Below are 19,177 nucleotides of genomic sequence, written 5' to 3' on the forward strand. Positions count from 1 at the left end.
GCGTCGTCGTCTCCAGCCGACTCGTGCCGACTCCGTCCGTGTTCTTAATTCTGACAAGCGCTCCGATTGCGAACGGACACAATTGGGGCTTGAGATCCGCTATGGTCACGCGCATGGCAGATCAGCAGCGAGCTGACGAGGGCGGCACGGGATCGTCGCGCACGCGAGGCCTTCTGGGCGACGTCCTTGTCTGCTTGGCGATTGCTATCGTGACTATCGCCGGAACGGCGGCCCTCTGGGTGAAGGGTGGAGGGGCGTGGTTCGACGACTCGTACATACGGATCGTCGGTTGGGTGGGTGCTCTTGTCTCGCTCGTGGGGGTACTCCTCGCGTACCTCATCTTCCGCCGTCAGAAGCGCGATGCTGACAGCGCGAGCGCGCGACAAATCGACATTCTTTCCGGCCTTCAAGAGGTGATGGGCCAAGTGCACGCGAAAGTAACAGACCTCGCGATGCACCGAGCGAACGAAGCCATCTCGGACAGTGAGGCGGAGGAGGGGGCGGGGCTCGAAGACCTCTGGGCTGATGTTGCGCCCGAGCGAAGCGCTGGCGAGCTCTACCTAACCAGCCCTTCAGGCAAACGTCGCCGCGTGTTTGAACCGCGCGATATCCCCATGGCAGTCGTCGGTGCGCTCGTAGGGGAGTGGCGAAGGCAGGGGTTGTCCGGGAAATGGCCGCTCGGCGCGCTTCGGGGGGCATTCCGCGCAGAGGGCAAGGGGAATCACCCCTGGTATCTTATTCTTGTCCCGCCGCACGACGAGGATAATCCGCGAATGTGGAAAGTGACGAGAGGTCCGGGCGACGCGGACCGTGCAGTGCAGGTCACGAACCCGAAACAGATCCGATGAGCGCGTCTCGTCAACTTCGGCGGAATGATCCGCCCTCGTGGGATGACGGCTGGACGCTGCAGCTCGACGACCAGTCGCTTCGCGGCGTGTTGTGGAGCAGACGCGGACTCGTTGAGGCCCACCGTCGCGCGGCGAGCGCCGGCTCCATCGCGTTTGATCACTGGTCTGCTGCTGTTGAAGCAGTGTGGTGGGCGGTCGCGCTCGACGACGTGTTGAACTCGTTGCTCGACGGCCGATACCGCCCAGCGCGCGCTACTGAACGCGACGGGCAGACCGTCGTCGGACTGCGATGGCTCCGCCACCAGCATGCGCATCGCATCATCGTGACTGGCCAAGGCGGGCCAAAGCAAGACTTCATTGGACCCAGCGGCGGCCCCCCGTTCTATATCAGCCCGGCCAACCGATGGCTACCGCGCTCGGACATGAGCGTCGCTGACCGAAAGCGCGACCCGATATCGGAAGAAGCCTACGATGTGTGCGTTGCCGGGCATCCGCTTGAATCGCCGATCGCCGAGTCGATCAAGTGGTTCGACCTCGTCCTGGCCGCCTCGGGGGTCCACCCCAATCGCCGAGTCGATGGCGGCGATCCGACGATTCTCTAGAAATCACGGCGGTCGACCGTGGTGAGCATCCTGCCCGCAAGAGCGACCGCCGCGCCGCGGAACTCCGGTGGGTACGGCTTCGGCATGGTTCGAACCTTCTCTCCGGAGGTGCCGAACCGCCAGATCCGATCTGGCAACCGAGCCGTAGGGCAGGTCGCTCCAGCTCCGGGCACAACTGAGTGCGACCACTCAACGCCCGAGCGCCAGGTCCTCGGGGCGGCGCGGCGCTGATCGCCCGTGGTCGTGGGTCACCGGGTGGGGTCGCGCGTCGACCCAGATGTCCGCCTGTCGCCGCGACTACCCGGCCGACACCGTGGCCCCTCGCAGCGCTTCGCGCCTGCGCGCCTGCGAGACGTCAGTGATGCGGGCCTCCGATGTCGCGACGTGGCGGGTGGTGAGCTGCGGGCTGCCGGTGCTCGGCGTCGAGGTGCATCCGGTGACGGGGGTGACTCCTACTGCGAACCTCGGGTGCAAGAGGCCCATCCCGTTTTATCCGATACTCATCCACAGGTGCGCTGTACACGGTCGACCGCTGAGCAGGTATCTGTCGGTCGAGCCAGGCATGTAGTCGCGGGGTCGTCCTGGCGGTGCTACGGGTCTCACGGTGGGCGAGGCATATGCGGCTGGGCGTCGGACGGCCAGGCGCGGTAGGGCCCATGCCTGATCGGACATAGGCGCACCGTGGAGGCGGAGCTGAGGGGTTCGCGACCCGCGACCGCGCTGCGCCGCCCAGGGGAGCGCGATCGCAACCGATCGTGAGCGCGCAGGTGCGAAGCACCGCGCGCGGCCACCGCTGCCGGGCGTGGTCGCGGCCACCGCTGCCGGGCGTGGTCGCGGCCACCGCTGCCGGGCGTGGTCGCGGCCACCGCTGCCGGGCGTGGTCGCGGCCACCGCTGCCGGGCGTGGTCGCGGCCACCGCTGCCGACGCGAGGCGCGGGTCTACCGGGGGCGCGGCGAGCCGCCCGTCGACATGGTGCTAGATGGCGCGCCACACTGGCGCAGTGCGCGGCGCTGGTGCTGTGCGTGACCCCGGGGGTGGGCGTGAACGCCGAGGACCTGCAAGAGGACGCCGGATCGGTCGTCGAGACGAACGACGGCAACGAACTGGTCTTGTCCTGGCTCGAGAGCACGCGCGACGCCGAGCCCGTCGAGGTCATCCGTTACGAACCGAGCGCCAGGCTGCTGCGGATCTTCCCCATGGTCCAGCGCGGATGGCCCGGAGGGCTCGGCAGGCAGTTCGACGAGCTGACCGAGATCCAGCTCGACATCGGTGCAACGCAGTGGGACCCCGAGAACCACACGGGTGAGGGTGACAACGGGCACCTGCAGGCGATCGGCCTACCGAAGGGCTTCGAGTCCACGTACGCTTTCGGGATCGGGATCGAGCGTGGATTCCAGGGGCTCTTCCGCAAGATCGAGAAGCTGACGACCTTCACGCTCGTGCGCATCGTCGCTGGAGCCGAAGAGGGCGAGGCGGATGGGGTCTTCCGGATCAGCGTCGGCCGCTTCGCTCGATGGGTCGCCGCGGTGAAGACCAACCGTCAGCGTGGAAGCACCGCGGTGCGCCGGGTCAACGAGGCCGAGAGCCACAACCTCCTCGCCGACCTGCTGGACCTGGAGCGCGTCGAGCCGGCCTTCAGGCGTCACCCCTTGATCAACGCGATCACCGAGGTCGTGGCCACCGGCCACCTGCTCGGCGGCGCCGATCGCGGCTCCCTGGTGGCGCACATGGCGCAAGTCGCTCCGGTCGTGGCCCAGGAGGACCCGGTTCAGTTCGGGCAGTTGCGCCAGGACGTCGAGCTCGCCTCGCTCAAGGTCATCATCCGACGCTTCAACGAAGGGCTGAGCAGCGCGGCGGGCAACGCCGAGGACTACTGGCAGGACTTCTTCCGTGCGTACCCGTTCGCGCTGCAGCAGCTCTTCTCGGCGCCGGTGAAGCTGTACCGCGAGCACCTGCACGTCAGGGGCAGCAACGCCGAGGGTCGCGGGCAGCGAATCACGGACTTCGCCTACGTCAACCCGGTCACGCTCAGCACGTTCATCATCGAGATCAAGACGCCCGCCACCCCGCTCACCTCCACCAGCTCGTATCGAGGTGCCAGTGGATCCGGATCCGAGGCGTACCCGCCGAGCCCGGACCTCAGCGGTGCGGTGGCTCAGGTCCAGGCGCAGGTGGCTTCGATGCGCGAGGACTTCCCCGACCTCAAGCGCCGGACACCGGGCCTGCCCGACGACATCGACCCTCACGATGTGCACGGCGCCGTCATCGTGGGCCGGGTCGGCGACCTCGACTCCGGCGAGCGCCTCGCATCCTTCAAGCGGTACCGCTCCGGGCTCGCAGGCGTCACCGTGATCGGATTCGACGAGGTGCTGGAACGGCTCCGCGGACTCCACGCGATGCTCTCCAACCCGGTTGACGTCGACGTCGAGGATGGGGAAGTGGACGAGGCGCCGCCGGCTGCGCGTCCTCGCGCCAGGCGCCTACCGCGCAACGGCGAGCGCGCGTCTGCCGGTGGCGACGCCGGGGCCGACTAGGACCCCGCCAGGACGGCGGAGTGGAACGCCTGGACCTCATGCCAGGGAATGTTGTCGGTCCAGCCGTGCGGGTTGCGGACGCTGACCATCTCGCAGTTTGCGCGGACGACCTCGTACAAGTAGCCGCGGGTCGAGCGTACTCGGGGGGTCTGACACGCACTGCCTAGTTGCTTCGTAGTCAGTGCACGCGGGAGGATGTCAAGAACCCGGGGAGGACCCGTGCCCGATCCCACAACCCGCTCACCCGCAAGCGCCGCCCCCACCTCCGCGCGTGCCCGCGCCGAGGCCAGCGCCTTCGCGCACCTCCTCGACGAGCTCGACTGGTGGATCGGCCAGCACGGGAGCGCCTACGTGCCCCAGAACGCCACCAGTCGCCACATCGACGGCCGCCCTTACCCCCTCGGCCAGCGCCTGCACGACCGCCGCAAGCGGCACCGCGCCGGACGCTTGCACCCCGAGCAGGCAGCTGCCCTGGAGGCCCGCACCGGCTGGGCCTGGACCAGCGCCGACCGCGTCGTCGACGACGCCCGCGAGCGCCACCTGGCGACCCTGCGCGCCTACGCCCGCGAACACGGCTCCCTCGACGGCCTCGACGTCGCCCACGTCGCCACCGCCGTCTGGCTCCGCAACCAGCGCAACCGCGGCCTGACCCCCCAGCTGCAACGCGAGCTCGCCACCATCCCCGGCGCCACCCAACCCCGCCGCGAGCGCATCCCCGCGTTCACCGCGGCGCTCGCGGACTGGGTCGCCGGCGACGCCGACCGGGACGCGGGCGCGTTGCGGTGGTCGACTGAGCACGTGCACGACGGCGAGGGCATCCCGCTGGGCAAACGGGCTGCGTACGTGCGCTCGCGCTACGAGCGGGGTCGGCTCACCCCCGAGCAGGTCGACGCCCTGGAGTCGATCCCCGGATGGCTGTGGACCACACCGCGCTCGCGCGCCGTGCAGGAGGGGTCCGTTGGCTGAGAAGTACCCCGGATTCGACGCATCGGCGATGCTCGCCCAGATCAACGCGTCGCTGAACCGGCACGTCCAGGGGATGGCTAAGTCGGTGCTGGGCTACCAGCGCATCGGCGAGATCGCCGCCGCGAGCCTCGCGCCCTTCACGTCGGGAGTCCGGCAGATCGCCACGCCCCAGCTCGACTGGGTCGCCGGCTTCACGCGCGACTTCGGGCGCATCGCGGAAGAGGCGCTTGCCGAGTTCCGGCGGTCCCTCCCGCCGAACCTGCGCCACCTCGACGGCGTCGAGTTCACCCCGATCCTCGCGCTGGCCGACGAGGGCATCACGCTCTGGGCTGTCCCGCGGGCGCAGATCGCAGACCGCCTCCTGCGCGCGCAGACCACCCGCGCCCGACGACGCATCCTCGGATCGAGCGCCGACGACATCCTGCACGACTGCTCCGTCGTCGCCGTCGCCGGGGCTGCGGGTCCCTATGCCGACCTTGCCCGACTGCTGGAGCAGGCGATCCGGGTGATCCGAGCGGGCGAGCTCGCAGCCGGACAGGCGCTCGCGGCGAGCGTGCTGGACACCCTCATGCGGGTGTCGTTCACGGAGGACGACCGCAAGCGCCTCATCGCGCACAAGAGGAGCGCGCGCTCGCAGGTGACGCCCGTGGACCACTTCGACGAATACGACTTCGCGTTCGCCATGGTCATGCGGCCCGTGTGGTTCGCGTACCGCCCACAGGACACCGCCGAGCAGCGGGCGGCGTCCTCGACGTTTGCTCGCCACGGCTCCGCCCACCACATCCGGGGCCGCCAGGTCAGCAAGCGCAACGCCGTCCAGTCCGTGATGCTCGCCGCCGCGCTGCTCGACCTGCTCGCAGTCCTTGACCGCGAACGCTCCTGACCGCCCGGGGCTGTTGCTGCCAGGCGCATGGGGCTGGCGGTGCGGCTGTGGGTCGCTGATCGGTCCGGGCTGCGTCGCTACTGAGGTGATCGCCCTGGGGATGGGCTGTTCGGTTCGGGGAAGTATTCGCCCGGGGCGAGGGGGTTCCGCACGACGTGCATGTCCGCCGAGGCGGCCATGAGTCCGTTCGGGAGGCTGGTGTGATGGACGTTCATGAGGGTCGTTGCCAGGAAGTTCTCGCGGGTCACAACGTCGTTCGTCGCGAGCGCGGTCGCCTCGCGCAGGACATCCCAGTTCGCCGGTGACAGGTCGAATCCGGCGAGCAGGAGCATCGAAGGCTCCGAGCGGTCGAGTTGACTGATGGCCTCCCGGAGCCGGCGACGCGCCAGCTTCCGCGCTTCCGAGGGCGAGAGGCGCGCGGTCGGGCTCCACAGTGCGGAAGGGGCCTTCACCTCTATGCCGACCCGGATCGCAGTGCCGGGGTAGAGCCAGAAGTCTGCGCGCTTGAGGCCGGTGCCGGCTTCGATGAACTCGACGGAGATCCCATGGTCGACGTAGGAACCTGCTGCCATCAGCATCGCGACCGTGTGCCGGGTGCTGTTCGTCAGCAGCAACTCCTTCACCAGCGCTTCGTAGCTCGGGTGGTTCCGCCATCGCTCCAGGTGCTCGCGGATCAGCTCGAGGGCGAACACCCGGCTCGGATCCCAGAGCACGTCCTCGCCGGCGTCGGAGCGGCGGGCCTCCTGCAGCGCGTACTCGACGAGTTCCACAACGCGGTTGCGGGTGCGTGGCGGGGTCGTTCCTCGCCCACGGCCGCGGTCGTACGAGGCCTTCTCCCGCGCGTACCCGGGCCCGAGGGCGTCGCGTACCCACCGCGCGGTCTCCGCGATCCGCTCCGAGGTCAGTAGGCGCGGCTGCTCGGGCTTGGTCGGATCGTGGCGCCCGACCTCGCGCGTGTACGCCTCCCAGGCGCTGCGCCCGATCACCGTCTGCAGTCCTGCGCCCCGCGGCGCACCGTCGACGTGGACCGTCCCCGGCTCGCACACCACCGGATCCCCCAGGACGGGCGCACCGGGGGTGCGGTGTGCGGCGACGACAGCCCTGCACCGAGGGCACGCGAACAGCACCCCGACGAACTGGCTGCTTCGAACCCCAGCCAGCACGACCAGCCCGCAGCTGCCGCAGACCGCGTCGGCGCCGACGACCTCAGGGCCGAAGAAGATCGGCGCCGCATCGGCAGTGAAGACGGGGAAGTCCTCAGCCGGCCCGTCGTGCACAGTGAGCACGATCCGCGAACGCCCCGCGGCACCTGCCGATGGCGCCGCTGGTGAGTTCTCGTCGGTCATCGGCTCTGTCTCGGGTTGCTCTCGGGTGTCGCGGCGGGGGACCCGCAACACCCTAGCCACCTCGGCACCCACGACCGCCGGGCGCTCCGAGGTCGCGTGCGAGGCCACGAGAGTCGCGCGCTGTGACGCTACGGTCGGGCTCCAGGAGGTGGTGAATGACGTCGGCCCGGTCGACCACGAGCCCGAGGACGCCGCGAGCGCTCGCGTCCTCGTTCGCCATGCGAAGCACGGATGCCCCACCGACTCGCGACGAAGAGGCGATCGCCGGGTCATCTTGGACGCCGCCGCGGGCTCACGTCGCCACTGGGGCGGCGTCGAGCGATGGCTGACGAGCCGATCTCTAGCCCGCTGGTTCCGGTGGAGGACCAGGTTGCCAGTGCCCGGGTCGCGCTTGGTGCTGCGGTCGCGGTGGTGCGGGCCGTCTCCGACGCGCTTGGAGGCGGGGCCGCCCTCAGCAATCTCGCGGAGGGCCTTCGCTGGTTCGGGGAGTCGGTGGCGCCGCTTGCACGGGTCGTCTCCGCCGCGCTGCCCACGGTCAAGGAGACGCTTGCGGGCCTGCAGGAGATCGCTGAGAGCTGGCGGCGTCGCTCGTTCCCGCCGAATGTCGTCGACCTGCCCGAGCTGCGGATGGACGCGCTGGTCGCGCTCAGCGACGAGGGCATCACGGTGTGGACCGTTCCTCGCCCGGCGATCGCTGCGCGGCTGCTGAGCGCGGACTCCCCGCAGGCCCGGCGTCGGGTCCTCGGGCAGTCGTGGAGGCCGATCCTGAAGGACTGCGCCGATGAGGCGGCCAAGGCGGTCGCGAGCGACCACGTCGACCTCGCGCGGCTCCTGGAGCAGGCGATCCGTGCGGTTCAGGCTGGACACACCGCAGCGGGCCAGGCGCTCGCCGCGAGCGTCCTCGACGCACTGCTGAGCACGACGTTCGTCGAGTCCTACCGCCGTGATCTCGTCCGACACCCGCGCGGCAACCCGAAGGCCAAGGTCATGAACCACTTCGACGAGCTCACGATCGGCGAGGCGATGGTGCTGCGCCCGATCTGGTTCGCCTACCGGCCACAGGACACCCACGAGCAGCGGGCGGCGTCCTCGGCCTTCGCCCGGCATGCCACGGCGCACCACATCCACGGTCGCCAGGTCAGTCGCCGCAACGCAGTCCAGGCGATCATGCTCGGGACCGCGCTTTTGTCGTACATCCCCGTGTACGACGCGGCCCGGGCCGAAACCGATGCGTTCCTCGCGAGCCTGAGCGACGACGAGCGCGCTGCCTACGAGGTGGCGACCCCGGAATGAACGCCGAGGAGATCCGACGCAACGCGGCTCAGGCCGTGACGCTCGTGGCCCTTCTCCTGGATGCGCGACTGTTCCTTGACCACGCGTAGCGACCTGGCCCCCAACGAGACGGCCAGTCGACGGCGGTACCCGCCGAGCTCGGCGTCGCTCACGAGCGCCTGGTGACGGCCGAGGCCCACACGGTCACGAACCCCTCGCGGCCGTGCGGGTCGAAGTACCTGACCTGGACTGTGCGGGAGGTCCAGGCGACGGCCTCGCCGTCGACCTCGACGTCGCGGCCGCGCGCGTCGACGATCCACGCCCGCACCGGCACCGCCACGTCCGGGCGACGCACCGACTCACCCGCCGTCGCCTGCGACGGCGCCTGGCGCGCCATGTCCCGCATCGGTACCCGATCCACCACTCAACAAGTATCGAACAAGTGTTCGATTTTGGGCGAATCGACTCCGACCGTTGAGGGCTGGGTGTTGCGCGCTACTCACGCGCCGGGGGTCGTGCGTGTTCCGCTCCTACGCTTGCGCAGGCCAACCCTTTCGGCCGCTGATCTCCGCACCTGCGGACATGTCATCCGACGCGGCGCACGATCCCAGGGAGAACGCGTGGACCCTTCCGACCTGTCCGTCACCGAGCTGGTCGCCGGCCTGCGCGCGGGCGCCGCCGGGTCCTACGACACCGAGGCCGGCGTCGAGCTGCTGATCCGGCATTGGACCTGGCTCGCCACGCCAGGGTTCGTGCGCGAGTGCGTCACGGCGCGCGACCCGGACGGCGACCTGCTCGACGTCGACTGGACGCGCGTGGCCGCGTGCGCGCTGGCCCCACAGGCCGACCCGGCGCCGCGCGCAGTCGCGCTGATCGCTGTGCAGCTCGCCGGGTACCCGAAGTTGTCCTCCGAGCCGGTGTCGCTGGGGACGCTGCCGCCCCTGGCGTGGCTGCTGCGCACCCTCAGCCGTCGGGACGTGGACCTGGTGCTGGCCGCGATCTCCCACGCCACTGGCACCCACCACCAGGTCCACCACCTCGGCGAACCCGACCCGGACGGCACGTGGCACGTGACGTCGACCAGCCCCCGGCTGCGCCCCGGACCGCTGCACGACTGGCCGCCGCCACCGCTGCCCGGACTCGACTGACCGCACACCACAACTCAGCAGGAGGCGCCGGTAGCGCCCGCCTCGCGAGGTGAGGAGCGCGAGCCCGAGTGGCACCGAGCGGCCGGAGGGCGTGGTGCTGGTCGGCGACGACCCTTCAGATCCCCGACCAGCGCAGGCATCGCCCGCGCGCGACCGATGTTCGAGAGTCCGGTCGAGGTGCCCTCCGTCGCGCGCAGTGACACGGAAGACCCGCACTCGAACCGTGATCTCACGCTGGCTCCCGCATCAGGGCCTTGATCACCTGCACGGCTATCAATGTGGGGTCGGACTCGGCAGTCGGACCCAGCAGGGCTCTTACGAGGTCGCTCGGATCGACGTGCGCCGGTCGGGGGTTCTCCGGTGGGGGCAGGTCGCTGCTTTCGGGGGCTCCGGCTCGCACGACGTCGAGCAGGCTTTCGTACGGCACCTGCGTGTAGATCTGGGTGGTCTCCGGCCGGGCGTGGCCGAGGACCTTCTGCAGCGCGAGCACGTCCGGGTGGCGGGCGTTCGACGTGGTCGCGAACGCGTGCCGCAGCTTGTGCCCAGTCCACGCTCCGGCTAGTGCTTCGCTCATCAGACGCGAGACGGTGCCGGGGGACAGGTGCCCGTCCACGCGCCCGGGGAACAGCCACCCGTCAACTTCGTTGATCGCCGCGAGCAGCTCAGGGTTCTGAATCGGGATGCACCGGACCTTGCCGCCCTTGCCTGTGACCCACAGGACGCGTCCGTCCCAGTTGTCTCGGTGGGCAGTGGCGATCTCGCAACAGCGCATCGCCGCGTAGCGGGCGAAGCGCAGCATCGTCGCTTCCCGGTGCGCCGACAGCTCGATCGCTCGCGAGACCACCGACCACGGCGCCGGCTGGGGGACCGGCTCAGGCACCGACACCGGCTCCAGGCGGGCAGCCGGGTCTCGGTCGACATAGCCCTCGATCGACGCCCACCGATAGAACTTCACAACCGCTGCGCGCGCCGAGCGAGCGGTGTTCGGCTTCCACCGCTCGACGGCCAGGAACCGGCGCAGGTCGCCCGTGCCCAGCGACCACGGTCCGGACTTCTGCTGCAACGCGAGGCGCCGCAAGTAGCTCAGATGCACGCGGATCGATCCCTGTGCGAACCGGGTCGACACCAGGTAGATGCGGTACTCGCTGATCGCCGATGACCAGTCGTTTTGCACTGAACCCTCCCATGGACTCTCGCTCGGGCCGACACCATCCGCGGCGCAGTCGGGCACCTTCGGGGACGTCCGGCACTGGACGCCCCGAACAGCAGGACGAGTCGGACACCGCGGGCACGACGCCGCCGCGTCGCGGCCGCCCCGACCCAGACCGGTAGGTATCGCCTAGGTGGTGGAGCGACGCCGACCCGTGGGCCGCGAGTGGCGCTGCGTGCGCCCGACCGCACGAGTCATCAGCCGCTCGCCGGCACGAAACCTCCGCCAGCACGACGGGCAGGTCCACCGATCACCGTGCGTCCCGTCGGGGTGGGTAAACGTCGGCGAGTACGAGGCGACCGACCAGCCTGCCCCGATCGACCACGGCGGGACACGCTCGGGGTCCTCGGGGTCCTCGGGGTCCTCGGGGTCCTCGGTGTCCTCGGGGTCCTCATCGGCCCACCGGCTCCCGCGTTCGCAGACCTCACACACCGCCCGGACGCGACCACGAGCGGGCCTCCGAGACGCCTCCAGCGGCACAGGCGTGCGCGTCGTGCCGAAGTCGGAGCCTTGAGAGCTCCCCGCTCCATCCGCGGCCTCCTGTGCCGCCATGTAGTCCTCAAGCGCGCAGTGATCCGCGCACTGCCGGCACTCGTGCGCGCCGACGAGCCGCGACGCCGTCACCGCACCTCGCGTGGGTGCCCCGCACCAGCACCTCACGCCCCACACTCCTGACCGGGCTCAGCGGCGGACCGCTGCGCACGCAGGCGCCGGTACTCGGCCAGGTCGACCACCAGCCCAGACCCGTAATCGGACGGTTACTGGTTCGAGTCCAGTCGAGGGAGCACCCAGACCCCCAGCGGCCACCGGCCGCTGGGGGTCTTCTGCATCCCCCGCCCCTCGAGTTGCAGTGGCCGTGGCGGAGTTTGGTCCCCGCAGCGGCGAGTAGAGGCGATCTGCGCTGCCGTGGAGCGGCGACGGGCGCGTTCCCGCAGGGGCACCGCAGGTCTGGTGCGTGGTTCTGCAGCGGAGCGGGAGGTCGGGAGCGGCGCGGACGTCGGGGCGCGGCAACGTGCGGTGTCGTCTGAGGGGCGCCTCGTGGCACCTCAGATCAGGTGCCACCTACTCGTGCACCAGACCCTCCCCGCTGGGCTAAGTCGGTACGAACGAGGTCGAGCTAATCTCCGAGTGCCCGCCCGGCGGCTCGATCGACAGCGGTGACCGGGCCGTGGCGCAGGTCACGCTGTCTGCGTAGGTCATCTGCGCGCCCGCCCGCTGGTGCACGTACGACGATGGAGGTTCCGTGCCGGAGTTCGCCGATTGGCTGTTCGCGCCCGTCGATTGGATGGCGCGGCTGGTGGAGGGTGACGTTCCGGCGGATCTTCGTGGCATTATTGTCCTGTTCGCGTTCAGCTCTTTCCTCGTGCTTCTCGGATCGATCGCTGCCCGTTCCACTCTCTTCTCGGTCCTGCTCGAGGCGGAGTTGCTTATCCAGCGGATCGCGATCTGGTCCATTCGTGGCAGCAACGTCGCCACCATGCGGCGCATCGCCTCGCGCTATGTGACCGCTCGCTCGGTGCTGGCCCGTGTTCGGTCGGGGACGGGTGTGTTCTCAGGTTTCGCGCCTCGGGATTCCGAGAGCTTGCGTCCCTGGCTCGCACGGCCTCGGCTGAGAGCGAGGTCGTTGGTGCGTGCACTGCTTGGTCTACCAGTCCTCGTCGCGCACGTCTCGCGCTTCGCCGTGTACTGGCTACGTACCCCCGTTGGCCTCTACCTGGCACTGGGCTCGATCTGGGTGGCGTTGCGCCCGACGACCGTGGGCCTCGCTGCCGGTGAGCGGCTCGCCGAGTTCTGGAACTCGGTTTCGGAACCAGCCGGAGTGGCCGTCCTTGCTGTGCTCTTCGCCGCAGTCGCCGTCGCGCTTGATCACGGGCTGAGGTCGCGCACGCGCGGGCGTAACGCTTTCCTGCAGAGTCAGGCAGCCACCGCTGCCGCTGCGCTGGAGCGGATCAGCGACATCGCCGTCGACCTGGCGGATTCCGTGTGCACACTTGTCGATGTCCATGTCGGCTTTTATCCGGAGATCGTCACCAGTGCGGTCGAGCATGCTACGGATGACTGGCGGACGGTCCGAGATGGAGAAGTGACGAATGTGCATGGTGACACCAGGATGTCGTTGTTTGCGGATCGCGCGCCGAATTGGGGTGACGAGCGACCGTTGAGCGAGATGGCAATTAGTCGTCCTCGTGTTGAGAGATTGCGGAGTTACGAGGCGCATCTCGTAGCCGACGTCGCCCGGATGCGCGAGGCAGTCGGCGACTGGGACAGTTACAACGCTATCTGCCGCCAGGCGCCGACGGCCGCTCTCGGCCTGCTCAGGGAACTGTCCCCAGCCGCTGGTAGAGACGTCGCTGAGGGCTCCGGTCTCGGCTCTCCGCACTGGATCGTCGCACGACTCGACACAGCGCGGCTGGAGCGATTCGGTCGTGACCTCGTCCGTCGTATCGGGGCGATCACCCCGGCTCCAGCGTTGAACTGCTCTTCCCTATTTGGCTTGGGCCAGTCCACCAAATCGGTCAACGAGGATGGAGAGGACATGCACATCGCTGGAGCCCGGGTCGATCTGGGATCACTCGAGCAGATGCAGCGAGTTCTCGACGAGGCGGCCGATGAGTTCGTCGTGAACCTGTGGCGGGCCTGCTGCTTCGCTGCGGAGATGGACCGGCTCGTCGGGGCCGTCGCACGTGATCACAACCCCCGGGGGTTCGCCGCGCGACTCGGGTACTGACCGCGACAGGCGTGCGAGTGCGGAACAACGTACCCACGGCCCGGTCCGCGATCGGAGAGATGAGGGGAGCGAGCCGACCGGTTTCGCCATCCCGGGACGAGGTGCGCGCGAGCATCACGGCTTCGGCCCTCCTCCCGGGTCGGATGCCGGCGCGAGGCGTCCGCTTCCTGCTGCGCACTCGCCCGGCGCGGCGGCCGTCCAGAACTGCGGGTCGGTGTGCCACGGGTACGAGGCGCAGACAGGGCGATTGGTTCGCCGCGTCCGGTTCGCGCGTCACTCCCGGGTCGGCCACACGCTCGACGGCCGCGTCGGACGACCCGTGCGCGTCGAGCCCCGCCGTCATGCAAATCGCCGTGCCGAGCCCGGCTGAGTCGCGCAGGCCCGACACTCTCCCGTCGATCGCGGGCGCTCCACCCGAGTTGCCCGGGACGTACGGCCCACCCGTAGGGTGTCCGGTCGTTGGCACGATTCCCCGCGGAGTCGAACCGGATCACGAGGAAGCAAGGTCATGCGCAGGATCGCCGTCGCAGGCATGGTGGGAGTCGTCGCCCTCGGGCTGGTCGGGTGCGGGGACCTGTCGGTCCAGCGCACCGGGTCGCCGGACGCGCAGGAGATCGCCGAGGCCCGGGACGCCCAGGCGGGCTAGGCCCGCCCGCGCGCGGCGGGGTCACCCCGCAGCAGCCCGCGGGTGGCGAGCGAGGACGCGGCGGAGACGGCGGCCTCGAGCGGGCCGCGCCGCCCGGCCCGGTGCAGGACCCAGCCGAGCAGGGCCGCCGCCGCCACGCTGCCCGCCAGCACGGCGCTGCCCCCGCCGACCGTGGGTGTGGCGGTCGACGTCCACAGCCAGGTGCTGAGCACGTGCAGGACGTAGACGGTCAGGGGGACCGCCCCGAGCCAGGCCAGCGGACGCAGCGCCCGGTGCGCGCCGTCGTGGCGCAGCGCGAGGGTCAGCGCCCCGGTCACGGCGACCGCGGCCGAGGCGGTCAGCAGCACGTCGGCGACGTGCCCGCTGTGGGCGGTCGCGAGCAGGACGCTGTCCCAGGACGCGCCCGACGACGCCCCGAAGGCGGGCGAGGCGAGCACCTGCTCCACGGTCTGCTGGTCGAGCCCGGTCTGCTCGGCGAGCGCGGGGACCGCGACGAGCGTGCGGTACGTGGCGTCCACGACGGCGACGGCGGCGGTGACGACCAGCCCGCCGAGCGCGCACCGCAGCGCCCAGGTGCGGGAGGCGGCGCGCGTCCCCGCCTCCGCGTCCCGGCGGTGCGCGGCGACCATCGTCCGGGCCAGGACGATCCCCGTGGTGACGTAGACCGTCCAGGTGATCACCGGGTAGGCGCCGGTGAACAGCACCGACGTGACCCAGTCGGCGGGGGACTCCCAGGACAGCTCGCCCAGCGACTGCACGTGCCGCGCGTCCCGCACCGCCGACGTCAGGAACGGCCCGGTGGCGGTGAGGAGCACCGCGAGCGCGGCCAGCACGGACGTGCGCAGGTGCACGAGCACCGCCCCGAGCGCCAGGGCGACGCCGAGGTAGACCAGCACGACCATCACCCCGGACGGCGCGAGACCGAGCAGCGCGCCGACGGCGGCCACGGCCGCGCCGCGGGCGACCAGGGACACGGAGGCCGCGACGGGTCGGCCCGCGTGGCGCCGCGTCGCGAGGACGGCGCTCGCGCCCGCGAGCACCGCGAACAGGGTCGAGGGGAAGCCGCTGACCACGCGGCTCAGGACGCCGGGGGGCAGCGGCACGAGGTGGGCCGCCATCATGCCGGTCACCGCGAGCGCGCGGGCGACGTCGAGGGCGACGAAGCGGCGGTGCGGTGCGACGACCGGGGGTGGGGTCGTGGTGGGGCGCGTTCCCAGGTGGGTCACGGGGGCTCCTCGGGGTCGGGGACGTCGTCCTCGACCCTTCCGGGCGGCGCCCGGGTGCGTCGTCCGCCCCGGGGCGGGCTCGGGTGCGCGGGCGTGCGGCCGCGGGTGGTGGGGCCGGTCGGCTCCGGGGCGGATCCGTGAGGGGGAAACACGTCCACCCGTCGGGGGACGCTCCCGGGTGCGCGACGACGCCGGAGGTCAGTCGCAGCCGACGAGGACGGCGTCGGAGCCGACCTCCACGGGGTGCAGCTCCGGTCGGGCGCGCAGCAGCTGCGCGGGCTGGGCCAGCCGCCCGCCGGACCACGGGACGTCCGCGGACACCTCGACCACCAGCGGAGCGATGCTCGTCGCGATGGCCGACGGCATCCCCAGCGGCGTGATCTGCCGGGCCAGCGCGAGCGCGGCGGCCGGGCCGAGCGAGCGCGACCGGCCCACGGGCACGAGCTCGCCGTCGACGGGGAGGGCGAGCAGCAGCGCCCCGGGCTGGTCCACCGGCCCGGTGATCGCGGTGGCGACCAGGTCGACGGACGTGCGGTGCTTGACCTTGCGCCAGTCCCGTGTCCCGGCGCGGTACGGCTGGTCGAGGCCCTTGGCGACCAGGCCGTCCACGCCCTGCCCGGTCAGGACGTGGAACCAGTGCGCGGCGAGGTCGACGTCACCCGTCAGCGCGGACATCGTGAGCGGGTCGGTCCACGAGGCGGCGAGCTCCTCCAGGGCGATCCGGCGCTCGATGAACGGCAGGTCGCGCAGGTCGCCGTGCTCGCGCCGGATCACGTCGAAGGCGATGTAGGCCGCCGGCGCCTGTGCGGCCAGCGCGGCCGGGTTCGGCGCCGCCAGCCGACGCTGCAACGCCCCGAAGTCGACCCGGTCGTGCAGGCGCACGACCAGCTCGCCGTCCAGGACGGACCCGGCGGGCACCAGGTTCGCGACGGCGTGCGTGACCTCGGGGAACGCCCAGGTCAGGTTGGCGCCCTGCCGGGACCGCAGCTCCGTGCCGGGACCGTCGACGATCGCCAGGACGCGCATGCCGTCCCACTTCGGCTCCCAGGCGGTGCCGCCGGGCATCCCGACGGTGTCGCCGATCCCGGGCACCGCACGTGCCAGGGCCAGGTCGCTGGGATCCTCCGGCACTCGCGGCACGGCGGTAGCGTACGCGCGTTTTCCTCCGGAAATGTGGTGATTCGTCCGATTTCGCTCGACCGTGTGGTGCCGAGGTCGCCCGGGTGTCCGGGGTAGGGGTGCTGGTGACGGGTGCGCAGGGGTCCGGGCGGCTACTGTCGGACGGACCGGGCACCCGCGTGTGCGGGACCGGGCCGTGGCCGCCGCAGCACCGGATCGGAGCGCACCCGTGAGCACAGCCCCCAGCAGTCCCCGCCGCCGCCGCCGGACGGTCGGCGGGGGGCTCGCCCTCGCCACCGCCGCCCTGCTCGTCGCCTGCGCGTCCGGGGAACCCGGAGCGGAGCCCACCGCGTCCGAGCCCACCACCGACGCCCCGACGGCGGCCGCCCTCGACCTCGTCGCCGGGTCGACGGTCGTCGGGCTGCCCGACGGGTTCGGCCCGCAGCCCACGGACGCCCAGGCCGGGGCGGCACGGTCCGCCGACGACACGCTGATCTACGTCGTCACCTTCGGGTCCAGCACCTGCCCCGCGGTCCCCGACGACACCGCGGAGCAGACCGGCGACGGCGCGGTCACCGTCACGTTCCCCGAGCCCGGCGACGGGCCCTGCACGATGGACTACGTACCCGCGACCACCGTCGTCGCGCTGCCGGACGGCGCCGACCCGGCCGCCGACCTCGACGTGACCGTCGGGGAGAGCGGGACCGTGACGCTGCCCGCCGGTGGCGACGACGTCGTGTGGGCCCTCGCGACGAGCTGACGGCGCGTGGCGGAGCAGGTCCGGCGCCGCCGCACGTGGCTGCGCGTGCTCGTCGCGCTCGTGGTGGGCGTGCTGGTCTTCCGGCTCGTCGCGCAGCTCGTGGGCCGCGTCGACTGGACGGCCGTCGCGGCGGCGCTCGGTCGGCTCGACCCGTGGGTGGCGCTGCCGCTCACCGCCGCGCTGCTCGCGCGCCAGGTGCTCAACGCCGTGCCGCTCACCCGGTTCCTGCCCGGGCTCGGACTGGTCCGGTCCACCCAGAACGACCTCACCGCCAACCTCGTCGCCACCGTCGCGCCGCCACCCGCCGACATCGCCGTGCGGGTCGCGATGTTCCGCTCCTGGCGGCTCGACCCCGTGCTCGGCATGGCGGGCGTCACCCTCAACGCCGTGCAGTTCTACGCCGTGCGGTTCGCGGTGCCCGCCCTCGGGCTCGCGCTGCTCGCCGCGCACGGGCTGGAGGGACGGCACTGGCTGATCGGCGGCGCGTGCGCGGTCGCGGCGGTCCTCGTCCTGGTCCTGCTGGCGGTGGTGCTGCGCAGCGAGCGGCTGGCGCTCGGGGTGGGCACCGTCGCCGGGAGGCTCGCCCGGCGGGTCCGGCCCGGCGTCGACCCGGCGACGTGGGCGGCCAGGGTGGTCGACCTGCGCAACCAGACGGCGTCCTCGATGCGCACCGGCACCGTCCCGTCGCTCGTCGCGCTGACCGGCATGGTGCTCGCCGACGCGACCGTGCTCCTGCTCGCCGTCCGGTTCGTCGGCGTCCCGGCCGACGTGCTGCCCGCGACGCTCGTCGTCGGGGTGCTCCTGCTGCTCTACCCGCTGACGATCCTGCCGCTGTTCGGGTTTGGGGTGCTCGACGCGCTGCTGCTCGCCTGGTACGTCGGCGCCGGGGGCGCCGCGGTCGAGCCGGAGGTGGTCGCCGCGACCGTCGTGTGGCGGGTGGTGACGATCCTCGGGACGCTGCTGCTCGGCGCCCTCGCGCTCGGCGTCTGGCGGTGGCGGGCGCGCCCGTAGCGGTCGGTGGTCCACAGGGGGACCGGCGGGGTTGGAGCGGAGCGGGCGGGGCTCGCTAGGGTCGGTGGCTCAGCCGCGCTCACCCTGGATCCGACCCTGGAGCACCACCCCCATGAGCGCACCTCCCGCACCTCCCGCACCGTCCGCACCGCTGCCCGCCCCTGGTCCCGACGGAGCGCCGTCGCCCCGTCGGCGCCTGCTCGTGCGAGCGGGGGCCGTCGCCCTCACCGCGCTGCTCCTGGGCGGCGGGCTGACCCTCTACCGGCAGGCGGACGCCCGTGCCGCGGTGGCGCTCGGTGCCGCCGAGGAGGCGCTCGCGGAGGCCGTCCGCGACCTGCGCGCCGCGCGCGACGACGGCCGGGACGTGCTCGCCGCGTCCGCCGGGCGCGTCGGCGACGAGACCGTGCGCCGCGACCTCGCGACCCTGCTGACGGGGCTGCCGGACCAGGACGTCGACCCCGAGGCGAACCGCTCGGCCCGCACCGCGGCGGCGGAGGTGAACGCGGCGGCCGTCGCCGAGCGCGCCGCGGACCTGCGGGAGGCCACCGGCGCGGTGCGCGACGCGCAGGCGGCGTTCGAGCACGCCGAGGCCGTGACCGGGCACGACGCTGCGGTCGCGGCGCTCGGCGCCGCCGTCGACGAGGCCCGGGGGGTGCTGTCCGCATCCGAGGGGCGGGTGCTCGACGACATGGCCCGGGCCACGCTCGCGGCGGCCCTCGACGCGGCCGGGCAGGACCGGGACGCGCCGGCACCGGCGGGCACCGAGGACCTGGTCGCCCGCACCGCCGGGCTGCTCGCGCACGTCGACGCCCTCGCGGCGGGGAGGGCCGCCGTGGCGGAGGCCGAGGCGCAGTGGCAGGCCGAGCAGGAGCGCCTC

At 71.7% G+C, this 19,177-nt stretch carries 17 protein-coding genes; 12 read left to right on the forward strand and 5 right to left on the reverse strand.

Features of this window, described 5'->3' with window-relative positions; translation table 11 throughout:
- Positions 1-113: 113 nt before the first annotated feature.
- From EBM89_RS05245 to EBM89_RS05265, 5 genes are all read left to right on the forward strand, one after another.
- Positions 114-848 carry a hypothetical protein gene (locus tag EBM89_RS05245; RefSeq protein ID WP_147463455.1) on the forward strand — a complete coding sequence of 245 codons (735 nt, stop codon included), beginning with the start codon at positions 114-116 and terminating at the stop codon, positions 846-848.
- A complete protein-coding gene (locus EBM89_RS05250; protein ID WP_147463456.1) occupies positions 845-1,450 on the forward strand; it encodes a hypothetical protein in 606 nt (201 codons plus the stop codon). Before EBM89_RS05245 ends, EBM89_RS05250 begins: the two co-directional genes overlap by 4 nt.
- 1,041 nt (positions 1,451-2,491) lie before the next feature.
- The gene (locus tag EBM89_RS05255; RefSeq protein ID WP_147463457.1) at positions 2,492-3,985 is read left to right on the forward strand and encodes a Shedu anti-phage system protein SduA domain-containing protein; all 1,494 of its coding nucleotides are present in this window, start codon (positions 2,492-2,494) and stop codon (positions 3,983-3,985) included.
- Between the two features lie 219 nt (positions 3,986-4,204).
- The gene (locus EBM89_RS05260) at positions 4,205-4,951 is read left to right on the forward strand and encodes a helicase associated domain-containing protein (RefSeq protein ID WP_122148414.1); all 747 of its coding nucleotides are present in this window, start codon (positions 4,205-4,207) and stop codon (positions 4,949-4,951) included.
- Positions 4,944-5,834, forward strand: a complete 891-nt coding sequence (locus tag EBM89_RS05265; protein WP_122148415.1) for a hypothetical protein — start codon at positions 4,944-4,946, stop codon at positions 5,832-5,834. Before EBM89_RS05260 ends, EBM89_RS05265 begins: the two co-directional genes overlap by 8 nt.
- 77 nt (positions 5,835-5,911) lie before the next feature.
- On the opposite strand, the gene EBM89_RS05270 is transcribed toward EBM89_RS05265, so the two are convergent.
- Positions 5,912-7,180: a hypothetical protein gene (locus EBM89_RS05270; protein ID WP_147463458.1), complete on the reverse strand. Its 1,269-nt coding sequence runs from the start codon at positions 7,178-7,180 to the stop codon at positions 5,912-5,914.
- A gap of 321 nt (positions 7,181-7,501) precedes the next feature.
- Here EBM89_RS05270 and EBM89_RS05275 point away from each other — a divergent pair, with 321 nt between their 5' ends.
- Positions 7,502-8,473, forward strand: coding sequence for a hypothetical protein (locus EBM89_RS05275; RefSeq protein ID WP_122148417.1), 972 nt, complete (start codon positions 7,502-7,504; stop codon positions 8,471-8,473).
- Between the two features lie 148 nt (positions 8,474-8,621).
- Here EBM89_RS05275 and EBM89_RS05280 read toward each other — a convergent pair whose 3' ends face one another.
- On the reverse strand, positions 8,622-8,849 hold the full coding sequence (locus EBM89_RS05280; RefSeq protein ID WP_147463459.1) for a hypothetical protein: 228 nt from the start codon (positions 8,847-8,849) through the stop codon (positions 8,622-8,624).
- A gap of 223 nt (positions 8,850-9,072) precedes the next feature.
- On the opposite strand from EBM89_RS05280, the gene EBM89_RS05285 reads away from it, so the two are divergent.
- A complete protein-coding gene (locus tag EBM89_RS05285) occupies positions 9,073-9,600 on the forward strand; it encodes a hypothetical protein (protein ID WP_122148419.1) in 528 nt (175 codons plus the stop codon).
- Positions 9,601-9,829: 229 nt separating this feature from the next.
- Here the strand turns inward: EBM89_RS05285 and EBM89_RS05290 are convergent, their stop codons facing one another.
- Positions 9,830-10,774 carry a tyrosine-type recombinase/integrase gene (locus EBM89_RS05290; RefSeq protein WP_122148420.1) on the reverse strand — a complete coding sequence of 315 codons (945 nt, stop codon included), beginning with the start codon at positions 10,772-10,774 and terminating at the stop codon, positions 9,830-9,832.
- A gap of 1,279 nt (positions 10,775-12,053) precedes the next feature.
- Here EBM89_RS05290 and EBM89_RS05300 point away from each other — a divergent pair.
- Positions 12,054-13,538 carry a hypothetical protein gene (locus EBM89_RS05300; protein ID WP_122148422.1) on the forward strand — a complete coding sequence of 495 codons (1,485 nt, stop codon included), beginning with the start codon at positions 12,054-12,056 and terminating at the stop codon, positions 13,536-13,538.
- Between the two features lie 508 nt (positions 13,539-14,046).
- Positions 14,047-14,184, forward strand: coding sequence for a hypothetical protein (locus tag EBM89_RS21060; RefSeq protein ID WP_158609517.1), 138 nt, complete (start codon positions 14,047-14,049; stop codon positions 14,182-14,184).
- Here EBM89_RS21060 and EBM89_RS05305 read toward each other — a convergent pair.
- Together EBM89_RS05305 and EBM89_RS05310 are read right to left on the reverse strand one after the other, a co-directional pair.
- Positions 14,181-15,410, reverse strand: coding sequence for a heparan-alpha-glucosaminide N-acetyltransferase domain-containing protein (locus EBM89_RS05305; protein ID WP_122148423.1), 1,230 nt, complete (start codon positions 15,408-15,410; stop codon positions 14,181-14,183). The two genes, EBM89_RS21060 and EBM89_RS05305, sit on opposite strands and share 4 nt — an antisense overlap.
- A gap of 198 nt (positions 15,411-15,608) precedes the next feature.
- Positions 15,609-16,550, reverse strand: a complete 942-nt coding sequence (locus EBM89_RS05310) for an ATP-dependent DNA ligase (RefSeq protein WP_233571553.1) — start codon at positions 16,548-16,550, stop codon at positions 15,609-15,611.
- A 208-nt stretch (positions 16,551-16,758) separates the two neighbouring features.
- Here EBM89_RS05310 and EBM89_RS05315 point away from each other — a divergent pair, with 208 nt between their 5' ends.
- The 3 genes from EBM89_RS05315 to EBM89_RS05325 all read left to right on the forward strand — a co-directional run.
- Positions 16,759-17,289, forward strand: a complete 531-nt coding sequence (locus EBM89_RS05315) for a hypothetical protein (protein WP_122148424.1) — start codon at positions 16,759-16,761, stop codon at positions 17,287-17,289.
- A gap of 6 nt (positions 17,290-17,295) precedes the next feature.
- A complete protein-coding gene (locus EBM89_RS05320; RefSeq protein WP_122148425.1) occupies positions 17,296-18,300 on the forward strand; it encodes a lysylphosphatidylglycerol synthase domain-containing protein in 1,005 nt (334 codons plus the stop codon).
- Positions 18,301-18,412: 112 nt separating this feature from the next.
- Positions 18,413-19,177: hypothetical protein (locus EBM89_RS05325; RefSeq protein WP_439647167.1), on the forward strand; the 765-nt coding region annotated here is incomplete at its 3' end.

The sequence above is a fragment of the Cellulomonas triticagri genome (genome assembly GCF_003696205.1).
GTDB lineage: Bacteria > Actinomycetota > Actinomycetes > Actinomycetales > Cellulomonadaceae > Cellulomonas > Cellulomonas triticagri.